Below are 15,952 nucleotides of genomic sequence, written 5' to 3'. Positions count from 1 at the left end.
GTCGATGAGGCGCCTGAACGTGAGCAAACTCTCCTGCCACATATGCGGGGGGCGAACACCGCGTGACACTTCCCTTGGCGTGGGAAGCACCCTGGCACGTGAAGTGGCACCAGGGGGGTTGACCGGACAGCGCAAACTGCCGGGGCCTCAAGGGGGGCCATCCCGGGATCGACTGCGTCAGTGCAGCCAATCCAGATATCTCGACCTCACGCCCGGACTTCGCGGGCGCTCCAAGTTCCTACGCGACGGCCGGCGCAGCGTCGACAACTTTGGTCGACTGCCACCGGAAAGGGCGAGGAACGTGGTGAGGTAAGAAGCTTTGCCATGCGTCGAAGACGCGTCCACACGCGGCAGCTCCCCGTAGCGGGAACATCGCCGGTGACAGGCCCGGTCTGGGCCTAGGATGAGTTTGCTGCGGGCGCCTCCTCGGAAAGGAGACACCGCTTCCAGCCCTTTCGGGTCTGGCTTCAAGAACGCACAACGCGTTCAGGGCTGCCTGTACAGGCGGGTTGCCGCAATGCTGCGGGGTTGGAAGGCATTTTGCCTTCGAGCTTCCCGGAGGAAGAACACGGTGCGAATTCTGTTGCGGTGTCGCCGTCCAGGCAAACGATCACGTCCACCTGTGAGCAACTCGTCATCCGCAGCACCTTGATCCCCAGTTCCCCACGCGCCCGTGAGTAGGGCGGCAGGGTGTGACGATATAGCTGCAACCCGCGTCGTTGCTGGTTCTTGGCTTCACTCAGTATGGGATGAGAAACCGGAATTTGGCCTATCCACAGCACCACGTATGGACCCCTGGAGATCAGGGAAAAGCAGGTGCGCGCATCGTAGTGGAGAACGCGCGAAGACGCAGCAGACCAGGTTCGCCCCAGCCCTTTCTAATCGCGAGGCGTGATGCCCAGCAGTCCTTTGCGACGCAGCTGGTGCCGCACACGCGGCCGCGAACTTGAAGCTTGCAATGGGCCCTATGCGGACTCACGATGTGCTCGCACCGCGTTTGTAGAGCCTGCATTGGGCCCTATGCGGACTCTGATTTGCAGGCAAGTGGACGCCATCGTTTGCCGTCGCAGCTGTCGATCCACAGAATTCGCGACGCACGAGTTTGTGCTGTCTACACGGAGAGTTCATGAAACGAGATTCGACAAGCGCCGAAGTCGACGTCCGCGCGATCGACGTCGGCTACTTCAACACCAAGTACACGCTCGGCGAGCGCACTGGCAACGAGATCAAGGCGGCCATGTTCCAGTCCTTGGCGCCGCGTCAGGAAACTAGCCGCGGCGTCGAAAACGAAACGAAGACGACGGCCGACGGATGCTGGGTGTCAATCGCAGGCGTGAACTACTTCGTCGGCCGCGGGGCCGGCGTCTACGTGTCGCCCGACGAGCCGCGAGCCTTCGGCGAGGACTACTGCACGACGGACAAGTATCTGGCGATGGCGCGGGGCGCCCTCCACTACATGGCCATCGACGAAAAGGCGGACGAGCTGGCCATCAACCTGCTCGTCGTGGGGCTGCCTTGCAACACCTACGCGAAGTTTCACGAGCGCCTGGCGCAGCGCATGCGCGGCGAACACCTGATCGGCCGCAACGGGCAAATCGAGCGGCGAATCACCGTCGAGAGCGTCCGCGTGGTGCCGCAACCGCAGGGTGCGGTGGTTCATTGGGGCTCATCGACGGACTTGGCCAACGCGATGTCCCTCGTACTCGACGCTGGCGGTGGGACGTTCGACTGGTTCGTCACGAAAGGCCGACAGGCGCTGTGGCAGCGAGCTGGGGCTTATCCGAAGGGCATGCTCGCGTGCGCGAGCGCTGTAATCAAGCTGATCGAGCCGGAGTGGCTGAACGACCACTCCGTGGTCGAACGGGTGGATGCGGCAATCCGCGCCAATGCCGAGTCCTTCAAAGTTGGCCAGAAGACCTTCATGCTCGCGAACTATCGGAAGACCATCGACGCGGTGCTGCATGAGTGCATCGCGAAAATGATCTCTGTCGCCGGGCGGATCGACACCATGGACCAAATCCTGGTGACCGGTGGAGGCGCGAACGTATTCGGGGAGTTTCTTCGGAAGCAGAACCCGTCGATCGCTGCCGGCGTGAAGATCGACAAGGATCCGATCTACTCCAACGTTCGCGGCTTTCAGGTGATCGGCGAGATCATGCACCGGCAAGGCGCCGCCTGAGGAGCGACACAGTGGTCAAACGTCGTCGCGCCTTGCCGTTGAAACGAGTGCAGCACCGCATCACGATCGATGAAGGCATGGAGCCCGCCTGGAGCTGGCTGCAGTCGCTGCCAGAGGGCGCCCGGGCCAGGGAGCTCGCGGTGGCCGCCCGCATTGGCGCGACCTTTCTCACGGGACAGGCAGTTCATGCCGGCGTGCCGTCGACTGTTGCGCCAGCGGTTCCACGCGCCGAGGTAGTTCCGGAGCCAGTCGTCGAGTCGACTGCATGGCAAGCTGGTGACTTCGCGGTGCCCGAAGGGCTCGGCTCCGGGTTGCATTGAAAAAGGCATGCGAGGTCTCCTGACAGGTCTTGACGGGAGGGAGAGACGTGAGAAGCTTGAGACACTAGACACGGGGAGAAATCCATGCCGCACATCGTTGAACTCGACCTGACGCCCGCAGAAATGTTCCGCCAGCATCCGGCGACCGAGCGCGAGCCGCATTGGCTGCTGAAGGCGGTCTACGGCCGCGACCTCCTGAAGGAGCAGTTGCGCAGGAGCGAACCGAACCTGCAAGTTCCGGTCTGGCGTGACGCTCCCGAACTGGACGCGATGCTGGAGCAGATGGTTGACCGCCTCGGCCTGCGTGAGTGGACGCGTCCCACGACCTTGCGGGAGCGCGCCCGCTATCTCGGTCTGGTTCTGGCGATGACTCGGGCAGTCCAAAAGGGTGCTGCGTTACCGGATTGGCGCGCGGGCGCCAACACGTAATCGGCTCCTTCCTCTCTCCACGGGGGGCCGTAACAACCACCGCGCCAAATTCCCTTCGACAACAGTCGCACTGAGGTGTGTTGGCGCCCGACGCGGCTGCGGTCGAGTGCCGACACTCAGTTGGTGATCTTGCAGGGAGCCAAGGTTGTGTCCCATGACGTGGTGTAAGTTCACAGCCCGGACAGAGCTGAGATGCACGTCACTCAGCGAGCCACAGCGGGCAGCCGAGTGGGCGCAGTATCGCTCAGGGTTTGCAGGCCCTCAAGTTGCATGTAGCGGCGGTTCAAACTCCACTCGTCGTTTTGCTCGAGCATCATCGCGCCCACGAGCCGCACGATCGATGCGTCATTGGGGAAGATGCCCACGACGTTGGTGCGCCGCTTGATCTCGGCGTTCAAGCGCTCCAGCGGATTGGTGCTGTAGATCTGCGCCCAATGCGCCCGGGGGAATGTCATGAAGGCGAGCACGTCGTTCTCCGCCTCGTCCATCAGCGCTCCCAGCTTGGGGAACTTGCCGCGCAGTTGATCGGCCACCGATCGCCACTGCGCTCGCGCCGCATCGGCGGAGTCTTGAACGAACACCGTTCCGATGGCGGCCGACACCATGCGCCGCTGCGTCTTGCCCGCGTGCGCCAGTGCGTTGCGCATGAAGTGCACCCGGCAGCGTTGCCAGGTGGCCTTCAGCACCTTCGAGGCGGCCGCCTTGATGCCCTCGTGGCTGTCGCTGATCACCAGCTTCACCCCGCGCAGGCCCCGGCGGTTGAGGCTTCGCAGGAACTCGGTCCAGAACGGCTCGGCTTCGCTGGCTCCGACCTTCAGCCCGAGCACCTCGCGCTGGCCTTCGATGTTCACTCCCACAGCCACTATTACGGCCACGCTCACGATGCGCCCGGCCTCGCGCGTCTTCACGTAGGTCGCGTCGATCCACAGGTACGGCCAGTCGCCCTCGATCGGGCGGTTCAGGAACGCGCCCACGCGCTCGTCCAGTTCGCCGCACAGGCGACTCACCTGGCTCTTGGAGACCCCACTCATCCCCAGCGCCTTGACCAGATCGTCCACCGAGCGGGTGGAGATGCCTTGCACGTAGGCTTCCTGGATCACCGCGGTGAGGGCTTTCTCCGCCGTGCGCCGCGGCTCCAGGAATTCGGGGAAGTAGCTGCCCTGGCGCAGCTTGGGGATCTTCAGCTCCACGCTGCCGGCGCGCGTGTCCCAGGTGCGCTCGCGGTAGCCGTTGCGGCTGTTCAGCCTCTCGGGGTTCTTCTCGTCGTAGCTGGCGCCGCAGCGCCCCTCGACGTCGAGCTCCATCAGCCGCTGGGCCATGAACTGCACCATCTGGCGCAGCACGTCGATGTCGGCTCCCTTCTCGGCCAGTTCGGTCAATGCGATAGTAGCGGTGGTCATCGTGGTTTCCTTTGCAAGGATCAAGGTTGGTATTCGCACCTCAACCCTATCCGGAATCACGATGGCCACCCCCGTTCAAGGAATGACCTCTGCTCTCCAGGCGCTTCGGGCTACGCCCTTCGCGCCTTGAAAACATTAAAAACTTACACCACTCCCGGGGACATCAACGTCGCCGATTCAGAAACTGCGGAGGGTCAGAAGCCATCGGTGACATTCGAGTGGTCAACCGCTCTGATGCTTGTCGAACCGGCGTGCGACAACAAGACTCACAGTTTCTGGCCCTACAAGTAAAAGGTCAGAGGGTTCTGCGCGGCCTGATCTACGTGCGGCGCCCGCGCGTGCGAGCGACGGGGTGATCCGGATTTCTCGGCCGACCACCCACCTGTAGGCCGCAGAGGATGATTTGGTACTGCCGTGCGCGGTCTTTGGGAACGCCGCGTTCTCTCGCTACTTCAAAGATCTTTGGCATGGTGGCGGGGTCGCCGGGGATGTAGGTGCCACCCTCTGCAGGTGTCGCGAAAATCGCACTCAGCTCGCTGAGTTCGCGCATCTGCGGAGTGGAGTGGCGGCACCGCCAAGCAGGCGGTCCGGCGGTCTCGCCGTCTGCCGCCTCCCGATCAGGTGTAGCCGCAAGGCGAGGCCGTCCCTTGATGTAGGGGATGAATCTCAACATTAGCACTTGGCTGTCGGACGCGTCGTGAGCGCGGTTGACGACTTCCAGCCGTTGCTCCTCGATGTCTAGCCGTAGCTGATCGAGTTGCTCGCCGAATCGAGTGACCACGTGCCCACCATCGCCTGCCACCTGAGCGCGCAATCGATTGAAGTAGCCGCCCTGCTCCCGCAGGGTAAGCAATGGGATGGACGCCCCCACCCGATAGCGGCATCGCGATGTGCCAGAGTGGAGGTGTCAGCAACCACTCGATCCGGAAGGAGCGTCCACCATGCAGATTACGACAGTTGGCCTCGATCTGGCCAAGAACGTCTTCCAGGTTCACGGCGTGAACCGACACGGCAAGGTCGAACTGCGTAAGCAGCTCAAGCGCGACCAGGTCGCCGAGTTCTTCGCCAATTTGCCCGCCTGCTTGATCGGCATGGAGGCGTGTTCCGGCGCGCATCACTGGGCGCGAAAGCTGCAGGCGTTGGGGCACACCGTTCGGCTGATGGCACCGCAGTTCGTCAAGCCCTACGTGAAGAGCAACAAGAACGATGCGGCTGACGCCGAGGCAATCTGCGAGGCCGTTGCTCGACCCTCGATGCGCTTCGTGCCGATCAAGAACATCGAACAGCAGGCGGTCCTGTCGCTGCACCGTGTGCGCCAGGGCTTCGTCAAGGGCAGAACCGCTCAGGCGAACCAGATCCGCGGTCTGCTCGGTGAGTATGGGCTCATCGTGCCTCAGGGCATTGCGTATATCGCCCAGCGCGTACCAGACCTCATCGGGGTAGTCGTACTTTTCGTGCAGATTGGTGCGCATTCGCCTGAACCCCAGCATCCATGCGGCTTTCCGTGCGATGCCTCCGCTCCCAAAGGCCGGAGCCACTGAGCCAGCGGCGACCGCAGGCGTACATTGGCTGCCGACCCGTTTTTGCCCGATGCCATGCCCGCGTTCGCCCTTCGTTTCGTCGGTCAGGAGGCCCTGCCGCCTCGCCTGAGCGATTTCGACCTGGAGCAGTTCTTCACGCTGCTCTCGGATGACGTTGTGGCCATCCGGGCGCAGTTCCGCAGCGACCATCGCCTGCCGGCGGCGCTGATGCTGCTGTTCATGCGCGTGGCCGGCCGACCGCTGGACGGCTTCAACGTACTGCCTCGCACGCTCCTGCGCAAGACTGCCGAGGCCCTGGCGGTCTCTCAGCCGTCCATCGCCAGCCTGCGTTCGATCTACAAGCGCCGGCAGACGCTTTCGAAGCACCAGCTCTGGGCCAAGACTTACCTCGGCCTGCGCGAACTTGAGTCCGACGACGATGCCGCGCTGACAGCCACGCTGTTGGCTCAGGCCGCCGACGCCTCCCACTCCGATGACCTCGTTCAATCGGCCTGCCAGTGGTTGTTCACGCGTCGCATCCTGATCCCCGGCGCACGCCGCCTGCAGGACTGGGCCAGAGGAGCCTTCGCAGCGGTTGAGGCCCAGATCCTCAGAGACGTGAACGCTGCCGTGCCGCCTGGCGCCGCCAGCAAGGTGATCGACTCTGCCTACAGCGCCCGACCGAACGGCGACGGCACGCACCTGGAGTGGCTGAAGACGCCGCCGAAGCGCCACGGCCCCAGCACGCTTGCCGAGACCCTCGAGAAGGTCCGCTACCTGAAAGCGCTCGGCGTCCACGACTGGAATCTGAGTGCCGTATCGCTGGCCAAGCAGCAGGCCTACGCCCGACAAGTCCAGGCCCGGCGCCCCGTGAAGACGCGGGACATCAAGCCGTCGCGCCAGCTGATCGAGCTGGTCTGCTTCCTGCGGGTGACCCTGCTCGAACTCACCGACGTGGCGCTGCTGCAGTCCAGCCGACGCAGCCAGCAACTGTTCCGCGAGGCAGCGGATAAGGCCCAGTCGAACCGTGCTCGTAGCACGACGAGCCTCGTGCAGCAAGCTGCCAAGGCGCGAGCCGTTCTCCACGACGAATCCAAGACCTGGCAATCCCGCGTCATCGAGGCCAGGGAACTCCTCGCTGAACTGGCCGAGACCGCAGGCGGCAGCTTCGTATCGCAGGTGCGCAAGGCTCTGACCGAAGACGGCCAGCGCGTGCACGCCTGCCTGGCGGCACTGAAGGATCTGGAGTTCGGTGGGCGGGAGGGGGATCCGGGATTCGAGCAGTGGAAGGCGTGGGCAGAACTGCAGCGCGTTGGGGCGACCGAGATGAAGGAAGACGTCGCGCTCCCAGATGTGGGCGCAGCCTGGCATGGGCTGGTGCGGGACCTCGACCCCCGCTCGGGGTACCGGGCATACGAGGCCTGCACGATGATGTCGCTGCGCAAGAGCCTGCGTCGCGGCAGCGTCTGGCTGGACCACTCGTTGAGCTTCCGCGAGCGAGACCAGATGCTCATCCCGCCGGCGCAATGGGCTGTGCAGCGCGACGAACAGGTCGAGCTGCTCGGGATGCCCACGTCGGCGGCCGAGTTCCTGGAGCCCTTGCTGGCCAACCTCGTGGCCGGCATGTCCGCCGTGGCCGAGGCGCAGCGACGCGGCAAGATCGAGATCCGTGCCGACGGCATGCTGCACCTGCCGGCGATGACGTCACTGGCCGATCAATCCGAGCCGGTCCGCACCCTCGAGACCATCTACAAGTTCATCGGCAGCGTGCAGTTCCCGGACCTGTTGCTGGAGGTGGATGCCGCCACCGGGTACAGCGAAGCGCTGCTGGGCCACCGCGCGCAGTCCCCGGGCGAGCTCGTGGCTCTGTACGGCGCCCTGCTGGCTCATGGCACCGATGCCGACGCCAGGGGCGTCGCCTCGATGATCCCCGGGCTCGAGCCAGCGCAGGTCACGGTGGCCATGCGTGCGCTGGAGGGCGGCGGACGGCTGCGACGCGCCAACGAGCGCGTGGCCGAGTTCCAGAGCAGGATCCCGATCGCGGCTCTCTGGGGCGACGGTGACAAGGCCTCGGCCGACATGATGTCGCTGGACGCCTCCCGCCACCTGTGGAACGCCCGTGTCGATCCACGCAGGCGCACCTATGCCGCCGGCCTGTACACCCACGTGCGTGACCGATGGGGCATCGTGTACGACCAACCGATCGTGCTGAACGAGCGGCAGGCCGGTGTCGCCATCGAAGGCATCGAGCAGCACAACAGCGCGGCGGATCGGATCCGGATCTCCTTGCTCGCGGTCGACACCCATGGCTACACGAACCCCGCGATGGCCATCGCCAAGCTGCTTGGCTTCGATCTGTGTCCACGGCTGCGGGACCTGGCCGAGAGAAGGCTCTACCTGCCGCGAGGCTTCACCGTTCCCGAGGGCCTGGAGGCCGTCACCATAAGGCGGGTTTCCATGGCCGCCATCGAGCGCGGTTGGGACGAACTGCTGCGCCTGGCGGCGTCGATCCGGTCCGGCCGTGTCTCCGCGACGCTGGCGTTGCAGCGTTTCGGGTCGGCAGCCCAGGGTGATCCGCTGCACCGGGCCGCAGAGCACCTGGGCAGGTTGCTGCGCACCGTGTTTCTGTGCGACTACATCGCCATCGAGGACTTCCGGCGCGAGATCCACACCCTGCTGAACCGCGGCGAGTCGGTGCATCAGCTTCAGCGCGCGGTGTACTCCGGCAAGGTGGCGCCCGAGCGCGGCCGGCGGCGCGACGAGATGAAGGCGATTTCTGGCTCGCACGCACTGCTGACGAACATCGTGCTGGCCTGGAACACTGCTCGGATGCACGAGGTGGTCGAGCGGCTCAGGCGGGACAAGATCGAGGTGGAAGACGACTGGCTTCGCCGCATCGGACCAGCGCACTTCTCGCACATCAACTTCCGCGGCACGATGAGGTTCGGGGTCGAGAAGTTCGCTGCCGCGCTGATCGAGCGTGCGTCGAGCCAGGCATCTCGGGCGGCATCGTGACCGGCGTCTGCAATCGCTGAGCTGTGAGGGTGCAGGCTGGCAGTACGTGTTGACAACCGTTGTCAAACAACCCAAGATTGCGACATGAGCCGCCAGACCATGAGTTTCGCCTTGCCCGAGTCGATGCGTGAGTACATCGACAACCGGGTCGCCGCCGGCAACTACGGCAACACCAGCGAGTACATCCGCGACCTGGTCCGGCGCGACCAGGAAGAACAGGCCAAGCAGCGGCTGCGCAACCTCATCGAAGAAGGGCTGGCGTCCGGGCCCGGTCGGCGTCGCACCAAGGCCGACGAGAAGGAACTGCTGGCGATCGCTCGCGGCGAGATCGATTGAAGCCGGCGGTTCTGCGCCCGCAGGCGCTGCGCGACCAGCAGGGCGAGGTCCGGTACTACCGAAAGGAAGGCGGCACCCGCCTGGCGATGAAGGTGGCTAAGGCCACGAACCAGGCGCTCGATCAGGTTGAACTCGAACCGCGCATGGGCTCGCCGAGGCTGGGGAACTTGCTTGAAATACCAGGGCTGAGGACGTGGCGGGTGGGCAAGTTTCCGCTGGTGTGGTGCTACTTCGAGCGAGGGAACCATCTGGACGTGGTGCGGCTGCTCGGTGAGCGCCAGGACATCGTCGCGATCCTGGGCGGCGAGTTCGGCTCGAACTGACGCCGCCGCTTGCTTCGATTCGACACGGGGCCGTGGTCAACGACCGGTCTACGGCAAGCAGATCGCCGGGACGGTCGACTCGAATCGACCCAATGCCGACAATCGTCATCGGGCAAAGCGGACCTTCGCACCTCCCTACCGGGATTGCTCGTTGCCGTATGTCTTGACGAGGTAATCGACGATGAGCGGGATGTCGTCGTCGGCAATCGGCGCCTTGAACACCACCTTCATGCGCTTGGCCATCGCATCCCAGTAGGCGCGCGGTGCGGTGGGCGGCTGGTACTGCATGTACTCGGCCGAATGGCAGGCAGCGCAAATGGCCTGGGCCTTGGCGTAGCCCGGCAGCGCGCTGGGCTTGAGCACCACGCCATCGGCCGGCAGTTCAATGCGTTTCGGTGCGGCCAGCGCCGCGGGGCTGGCGACCAGGGTGGCGACAGCGAAGGCGAGAGCGGCCAGCGCGGGCACGAAATTGTTGCGTTTCATGCTCGGACCCTTCAGATGGCGGTGACTTTGACGGACTCGACGACGTTGCGCATGTAGCCCGCAGGCTGCCACAGCGCCTCCATCGGCTGGCTCTGGCCAGATCGGTTCCAGGCCCGCACGCGCAGGTCGTGGCTGCCCTTCTCCGGAGTGAAGCCGAAGGTGAATTCGCGGAACGAGTAGCGGCCCAGGTCGGCGCCCAGCATGGCGCCGCGCCAGCTCTGGCCGCCGTCGGTGGAATACGCCACCTCTCGCACGCCCTGGCCGCCGTCGAAGGCGATGCCGCGCACCACGGTCTGCTGGCCGGCGCGCAGCCGCCCACCGTCGGCCACCGAGGTGATGAACGAGCGCACGTTGAAGCGGCCGATGGGCCGCGTGGCCGACGGGGTGGTTCCGGGCTCGACGCAGGCGCAATCGTTGTCGGGCACGCGGTAGGCGGGCTTCATCCAGAAGCCTTCGAAGGGCTGCTCGACGACTTCGATCTCCGACAGGTGCTTGACCCAGTAGGTGCCGTAGTAGCCCGGCACGATCAGCTTCACCGGGTAGCCGTTGAGCATCGGAATGTCGGCGCCGTTCATCTGGTAAGCCAGCATCACCTCGCCGTCCATGGCGTGGTTCATCTGCAGCGCCTTGACGAAATCGCCACCGCCGAAGAGGGCGATGTCCAGGCCGTTGAAGGTCACCTCGCGCGCGGAGTTCTTCGGCTCGGCACGCGCCAGCACGTCCTTCAGCGGCACGCCGAGCCAACGCGCATTGCCCATCGCCCCGTTGGCCAACTGGCCCCCGGTGACGCGCGGGTTGAAGAAGCCGCGGCTGTTGCCCGAGCACTGGTTGACGGCCACCACCTCGACCGGCTTGAAGTCGGACTTCAGCGCCGCCATCGTCAGCGCGTAGGGCTTGCCGACGCCGCTGCCGCCGATCTTGATGACGTGCTGGTCGGCGTCGATTTCGCCGGGCAGACCAGCGTTGTGGTAACGCACAAAGAAGGCATCGTTGGGCGTGATCACACCTTCGTTGAAGACCTCGAACGGCGTTTCCAGTTGCGGCGGGCGCGAGGTCAGCACGATCAGCGGGCGCTTCTCGGGGTAGGCCACCAGCTTGCGCTGGCCGTTGACAAACGGCAGCTCGGTCGTGCCTTGCGCCCAGGCGCCCCGGCTCAGCGTGCCCAGGCCGGCGGTGGCCAACGCGCCGGCGCCGCCGGCCAGCAACCTGCGGCGCAGGCGGTTCATCGAGAGCTTGTCGTTCATCGTGTCTCCTCGGGGTGATGGGTTCAGCCGGGGGCGCTGCGTGGCGTTTCCCGGGGGGGATTGGGGGTGCGCTGGGGCGTCAGCTGGGAAGTAACGTGGGGCACAGCGGCGGTCGCACCGAAGCTGGCCCGGGCCACGGCCAGCGCCCGCTTCTGCTGCGACACCAGCACCAGGGGCTTGCCGTCGCGCGAGGTGACGACCTGCCAGTAGACGTTGCCCCACCAGCCGCTGCCTTCCTGCATCGCCATCGGCGCGTCGAAGGCGAACACGGTGACCATGCCGCCCTTCTCGAAGAAGGTGGTGAGGTGGTAGACGAGGTGGCCGTCGATGTCGCAGGGCCGCATCAGCTGCGGGAAGCCAGGCACGGCCTTTTGCGACGCCAGGCCCAGGTGCTGCAACAGCGGCGCAGCGTCCATGAAGCTGCCGCGCAGCGTGCGCTCGTTGTATTCGTGTTCGATGGCGCCGCGCACCAGCGCGGGCGGGCGCATGGCCAACACCGCGCCGCTGCCGCTGCCGGCCAGCAGCAGGCCCAGCACGGCGCGCTGGAAGGCCCGCCGCGCCAGCAGCGGCTGCGGCCGGCGGTAGAGCTGGGGTGGAGCGTCGGTGGCCTCGAAGGCCAGCGCCAGTTCGGCCCGTGCGCGCAGATCGAAGGCGCTGTCTTCGGGTTCGCCAAAGGGGGCTGCGGGCTTCATGGCCGGGCCTTGCGCAGCGGCGTCACGCGGGCGCCTGTGGCGACATCGGACGCTTGGGTGGTGGCCTGCAAGGGCACGCCCATCGCCAGCTTCAGCGCGTCGCGCGCACGAGCCAGGCGCGACAGCACCGTGCCGGGCGCGATCTCCAGCGCTTCGGCCATTTGCGCGGTGGGCATGTCGTCGAAATAGAACAGCACCAGCACCTCGCGGTGGATGGGCGCCAGCCTTGCGAGTGCTTTGACCACATCCAGCTTGTCGTCCAGCCCTGCGTCGGGCGCAACCTGATCGGGCAGCTCTTCGTCGTCCAGTGACTGCATGCTCGGTGCAGCCTGGCGAAAGACGGCGCGACGCATGATCTGGAACAGCCAGGCTCGTGCCAAGGCCGCATCGCGCAACTGTTCTCGGTGCTTCCAGGCATTGGCGAAGCAGTCCTGCACCACGTCTTCGGCGATGGCCCGCGAGCCCGTCAGCGCCCAGGCGCTGCGCAGCAGGAACCTGTAGTGCTCACGCACCCATTGGTTGTAGCGGGACTCGGCAGACTGGAAGAGCATGGTGATCAAGAGCGGCCAGCGCTGGGGTTCATTCCACGGCCATCGTCGGTGCTTACCCTGAGCCCGGCAATCAAGGCCCCCGCGTGCCACCCAGTGAGGGGAATTCGGCCGCCGAGCCCGCGCCCGATTGCTTGCGCAAGGCCGCCAGCCGCCGCGTCATGCTCTCGATCTCGATGGTCTGGCCGGCGATGATCTCTTCGGCCAGTTGCCGCGTGGCGGGGTCGCGGCCGTGCTGCAGCACCAGCCGCGCCATGTCGATGGCGCCGGCGTGGTGCGGAATCATCATCGCCAGGAAGTCGATGTCGGCCTGGCCCACATAGCCCGGGCCGTGCATGTCTTGCATCATGCGCATCATCGATGCATCCATCTCGCGCTCGAAGGCGCTGCCGTCCCCGGCGTTCATGCCCTTCATGCCCTTCATGCCCTTCATGCGGTTTGCCCCTTCGCCCCGACGCGCACGTAGACGAGGTTGATGCTCTTCTTGTTGCGCAATGCGCCCGAAGGCAGCGCCAGGTTGCCCAGCGGAATCTGCGCGATGAAGACCGGCTTGAGCGGTTCGCTGACGTCGAAGGCGCTGCACACCGTCTGGCCGGCGTTGGGCGTGCCCGGCAGTTCGTCCTGTTCGTGTGCCACGTAGAGCAGCGTGTTCTCGGGGTTGGTCCACAGCCCGTGCGACTCGCGGCCGTGGCTGAAGAAGGTGCCCACCACCTTGCGCTGGCCGGCCGGCGCGCTGCGGTCGATGATGGCGATGGGGCTGGACGCCACGCCGCCAGGCCCGCCATCGTCGATGCGCGCCAGGCTGGCGTAGACCACGCTGCCGCGCGCGTTGCTGACGAACTCGACGTGGTTGGGCCGCGCGCCCATGCCCAGCGGCACGCTGTCGATGAGGTCGAAGCCGCCCTGCGTCGAGCGGCACGACACCGCATCGGCCAGCTTGTGCGAGAACCACACCTCGGCGCCGTCGGGCGTGGTCTTCATGAAGGGCGTGAAGCCAGGCTTGTCCTGCGCGCTGATGTCCAGGGTCGTCACGCGCTGCGGCTGGCTGTGGCCGTCGGCGCCCGGGTTGACGCGGAACACGTCGGCCTGCGACACCTTCTGGCTGGCCACGAAGGCCAGCGTGCCTTCGCGGTTGAACCACACCTGCGCCGGGCCGTTCAGCGTCGGCAGGAACTGGCGCACGGCCGTCGAGCCCGGGCTGTCGGCGCCCTTCAACTGGCGCACCGCGCGGTCGACGTCGAGGATGGCGATGCGGTCTTCACCGCGCAGCGTCACCCACAGCTCCTTGCCATTGCGCGTGAAGGTGGGCTCGTGCGGTTCGCGGCCCAGCAGCAGGCCGCTGCTCAGCCGCTCGGGGTTGGTGGTCGGGCCGGCTGCCGGGTTGGGCGTGTTGCCGATGACGCGGCGCTGCTCGGCGTCGATCAGGTAGATGTTGCTCGAGCCGCGCCCGCTGGTGGCCAGCAGCCGGCCGTCGGGCGAGGGCACGGCGCCGTGGGCGTCGATGCAGCCGTGGTACAGCGGCTTGTGGATCATCGCCGCGTGCGTCGGCGCCACGCCGGCGGTGACGTAGCGGAAGGGCGGCCGCGGGTCTTCGTCGAAGCCGGTCAGGTTGATCGTGCTCTCGACGGTGTTCGTCTTGGGATCGATCACCACCAGGGTGTTGGAGTCTTCGTTGGTGATGAAGACGCGGTCGCGCGGGTCGATGCCGGGGCCTGCTCCAGTACCTGATCCGATGCCGGGTGCGGCTGGCACCTGTGCTTGCACTGCGGGAAGCGCGCTGGCTGCAGCGGCGGCCAGCGAGTATTTGAGGATGTCGCGACGTTGTGTGCTCATGGGTGCTTTCTGTGTTCAGTGCAAAGGTGGACGGCGGCGTGTGACGCGTGACGTCGCACCCAACGACGGGCGGTGTCGGTGCGTCAGGCGCTCGCAGCCAAGAGCGCGCCGCAGGGCGTTTCATTCCATGGCGGTGCAAACCACCTGCGCCGCGGGACTTGCTGTCGCCTTTAGCGCGGGGCACCCAGCTGCTGGTAGACCTCGGTCGACACCCGCGCCAGCACGCTGCGGTCGGCATCGGACGACAGCGCGTAGCCGAAGGGTCCGTCGACCCAATAGAACACGTTGACGGCGCCTTCCTGCGCAAAGCGGAAGGCGGTGTCGGCATTCTTCGCGCCCGGCTTCGCAGCGCCGCCCGGCCCTGCGGCGCTTCCCAGGTCAGCGACATCGTTGGACACGTACAGCGTCAGCTTGCTGCCGAGTTCATTGCGGTACATGAATTGCGCCACCGGCCCCTGCCCGCCGGGCAGCAGGCGCCCGCCTTCCAGCGTGTAGCCCTGGCTCTGCAGGTGCGGCGGCTTCATGGGCGCCCCCATGCGCTTGGACAGCCAGGCCACGAGTTGGTCTTCGTGCGCCGCGTCCACTTCCACGGGCCGCCGCACATCGGGGCTGTAGACGGCGTGCGCGACGGCGGCACGCTGCGCAAAGCCGCCGGCAGACACCAAGGTCAAACCACCCGGGGCCTGTTGCACGGCCGCCGTGCGGGCCGCATCGGCACCGCCCACACCGGCACCGGCGCCAGGCCCGACACCACGCAGCCCCCAACCGGTGGCGCCGCTGATCACGGCGATGGCGAGCCCGGCAGCCAGGCGCTGCAGGTACCAGGGCGTCGGCGACACGGCGCGTGGGCCCGCCGACTTGAGCAGGCGCTGAGGCGGTTGCTCGTCCAGCACCGGGTCGAACAGTGCGTGCAGTTCTCGCTTCTGCGCGCGGTAGGCCTCGACGCGCTGCGCGTCGTCGGGACGCGCGGCCAGGAAAGCAGCGATCGCGGTCTGGCGCTCTGCGGGCAGTTGGCCATCGACGAACGCATGCAAGTCGGCGTCGGTGACCGGGGGGGTGGGCGGTGGGGGGCGATCGGTGCTCATGGGGTGCTTCGTTGTGCTGTCATTTGACGACCTTCAGCCGCACGGGCTCGGCGCGGCCTTCCATCAGGCCGCGAAGGCGTTCACGGCCGCGCGACAAGCGCGACATCACCGTGCCGATAGGAATGCCCAGGGCCTGCGCCACGTCGGCGTAGGCCATGTCTTCCAGCGCCACCAGCAGCAGCACTTCCTTCTGCTCGACGGGCAGCAGGTCCAGCGCGGCCTGCAGGTCCAGCACCGCCAGCCTGTCACCTTGCGTCGGCGCCACCGGCACCTCGGGGGTGTCGTCGTCCATGGTCACGGTGTGCAGCCTGGGCCGGCGCACGCCATCGGCGTGCAGGTTGTGCATGATGCTGAAGAGCCAGGCGCGCATATCGGCCACGCCGCCCCACAGGCCCGACTTGGCCCAGGCCCGCTCCAGCGTGTCCTGCACCAGGTCGTCGGCATCTTCATGGTTGTTCACCAGCGCCCGGGAATAGCGGCGCAGGCGCGGCACCCAGCTCAGCAGGTTGGAGTCGTCTTGCATCGGCGGCTCGCGGCGTGCGGGG

15 protein-coding genes and 1 pseudogene are annotated in these 15,952 nt (G+C 66.3%); 7 read left to right on the top strand and 9 right to left on the bottom strand.

All coding sequences use genetic code 11. From position 1 onward, the window contains the following. Positions 1 to 1,126: 1,126 nt before the first annotated feature. The 3 genes from H8R02_RS23870 (at position 1,127) to H8R02_RS23860 (ending at position 2,928) form a co-directional block, all read left to right on the top strand. A complete protein-coding gene (locus tag H8R02_RS23870; RefSeq protein WP_187084008.1) occupies positions 1,127 to 2,179 on the top strand; it encodes a ParM/StbA family protein in 1,053 nt (350 codons plus the stop codon). An 11-nt stretch (positions 2,180 to 2,190) separates the two neighbouring features. Beyond that, positions 2,191 to 2,499: a hypothetical protein gene (locus H8R02_RS23865; RefSeq protein ID WP_187084007.1), complete on the top strand. Its 309-nt coding sequence runs from the start codon at positions 2,191 to 2,193 to the stop codon at positions 2,497 to 2,499. An 84-nt stretch (positions 2,500 to 2,583) separates the two neighbouring features. Continuing rightward, positions 2,584 to 2,928, top strand: a complete 345-nt coding sequence (locus H8R02_RS23860) for a hypothetical protein (RefSeq protein WP_187084006.1) — start codon at positions 2,584 to 2,586, stop codon at positions 2,926 to 2,928. Between the two features lie 203 nt (positions 2,929 to 3,131). On the opposite strand, the gene H8R02_RS23855 is transcribed toward H8R02_RS23860, so the two are convergent. Further along, entirely contained in the window at positions 3,132 to 4,328 is a 1,197-nt protein-coding gene (locus H8R02_RS23855; protein ID WP_187084005.1) for an IS256 family transposase, read from the bottom strand. Between the two features lie 941 nt (positions 4,329 to 5,269). On the opposite strand from H8R02_RS23855, the pseudogene H8R02_RS23850 reads away from it, so the two are divergent. From H8R02_RS23850 to H8R02_RS23835, 4 genes and pseudogenes are all read left to right on the top strand, one after another. Continuing rightward, positions 5,270 to 5,764 (top strand): annotated as a pseudogene (locus tag H8R02_RS23850) (IS110 family RNA-guided transposase); the annotation flags it as partial. Positions 5,765 to 5,923: 159 nt separating this feature from the next. Continuing rightward, positions 5,924 to 8,863 carry a Tn3 family transposase gene (locus H8R02_RS23845; protein ID WP_187084139.1) on the top strand — a complete coding sequence of 980 codons (2,940 nt, stop codon included), beginning with the start codon at positions 5,924 to 5,926 and terminating at the stop codon, positions 8,861 to 8,863. Positions 8,864 to 8,947: 84 nt separating this feature from the next. After that, positions 8,948 to 9,199 (top strand): type II toxin-antitoxin system ParD family antitoxin, encoded by a 252-nt coding sequence (locus H8R02_RS23840; RefSeq protein ID WP_187084004.1) that lies wholly within the window; start codon positions 8,948 to 8,950, stop codon positions 9,197 to 9,199. Then, complete coding sequence (locus H8R02_RS23835; RefSeq protein ID WP_187084003.1) at positions 9,196 to 9,522, top strand: type II toxin-antitoxin system RelE/ParE family toxin; 327 nt, start codon at positions 9,196 to 9,198, stop codon at positions 9,520 to 9,522. Before H8R02_RS23840 ends, H8R02_RS23835 begins: the two co-directional genes overlap by 4 nt. A gap of 135 nt (positions 9,523 to 9,657) precedes the next feature. On the opposite strand, the gene sorB is transcribed toward H8R02_RS23835, so the two are convergent. From sorB to H8R02_RS23795, 8 genes are all read right to left on the bottom strand, one after another. Beyond that, positions 9,658 to 10,005 carry a SorB family sulfite dehydrogenase c-type cytochrome subunit gene (gene sorB, locus H8R02_RS23830; protein ID WP_187084002.1) on the bottom strand — a complete coding sequence of 116 codons (348 nt, stop codon included), beginning with the start codon at positions 10,003 to 10,005 and terminating at the stop codon, positions 9,658 to 9,660. 11 nt (positions 10,006 to 10,016) lie between these two features. After that, complete coding sequence (gene sorA / locus H8R02_RS23825) at positions 10,017 to 11,249, bottom strand: SorA family sulfite dehydrogenase catalytic subunit (protein WP_255429522.1); 1,233 nt, start codon at positions 11,247 to 11,249, stop codon at positions 10,017 to 10,019. Positions 11,250 to 11,272: 23 nt separating this feature from the next. Continuing rightward, on the bottom strand, positions 11,273 to 11,941 hold the full coding sequence (locus tag H8R02_RS23820) for a hypothetical protein (protein WP_255429521.1): 669 nt from the start codon (positions 11,939 to 11,941) through the stop codon (positions 11,273 to 11,275). After that, on the bottom strand, positions 11,938 to 12,492 hold the full coding sequence (locus H8R02_RS23815; protein WP_187084137.1) for an RNA polymerase sigma factor: 555 nt from the start codon (positions 12,490 to 12,492) through the stop codon (positions 11,938 to 11,940). The genes H8R02_RS23820 and H8R02_RS23815 overlap by 4 nt, the downstream gene beginning before the upstream one ends. A 70-nt stretch (positions 12,493 to 12,562) precedes the next feature. Beyond that, complete coding sequence (locus H8R02_RS23810; RefSeq protein WP_187084001.1) at positions 12,563 to 12,922, bottom strand: DUF305 domain-containing protein; 360 nt, start codon at positions 12,920 to 12,922, stop codon at positions 12,563 to 12,565. Continuing rightward, a complete protein-coding gene (locus tag H8R02_RS23805) occupies positions 12,919 to 14,322 on the bottom strand; it encodes a YncE family protein (protein ID WP_187084000.1) in 1,404 nt (467 codons plus the stop codon). The genes H8R02_RS23810 and H8R02_RS23805 overlap by 4 nt, the downstream gene beginning before the upstream one ends. A gap of 170 nt (positions 14,323 to 14,492) precedes the next feature. Further along, positions 14,493 to 15,407, bottom strand: coding sequence for an anti-sigma factor family protein (locus H8R02_RS23800; RefSeq protein WP_187083999.1), 915 nt, complete (start codon positions 15,405 to 15,407; stop codon positions 14,493 to 14,495). Between the two features lie 19 nt (positions 15,408 to 15,426). Next, positions 15,427 to 15,930, bottom strand: a complete 504-nt coding sequence (locus tag H8R02_RS23795; RefSeq protein WP_054018143.1) for an RNA polymerase sigma factor — start codon at positions 15,928 to 15,930, stop codon at positions 15,427 to 15,429. Positions 15,931 to 15,952: the final 22 nt, after the last annotated feature.

The organism is Ramlibacter albus (assembly GCF_014297445.1).
GTDB classification, from domain to species: Bacteria; Pseudomonadota; Gammaproteobacteria; order Burkholderiales; family Burkholderiaceae_C; genus Ramlibacter; species Ramlibacter albus.
This window is presented reverse-complemented; position numbering and strand designations above follow the sequence as displayed.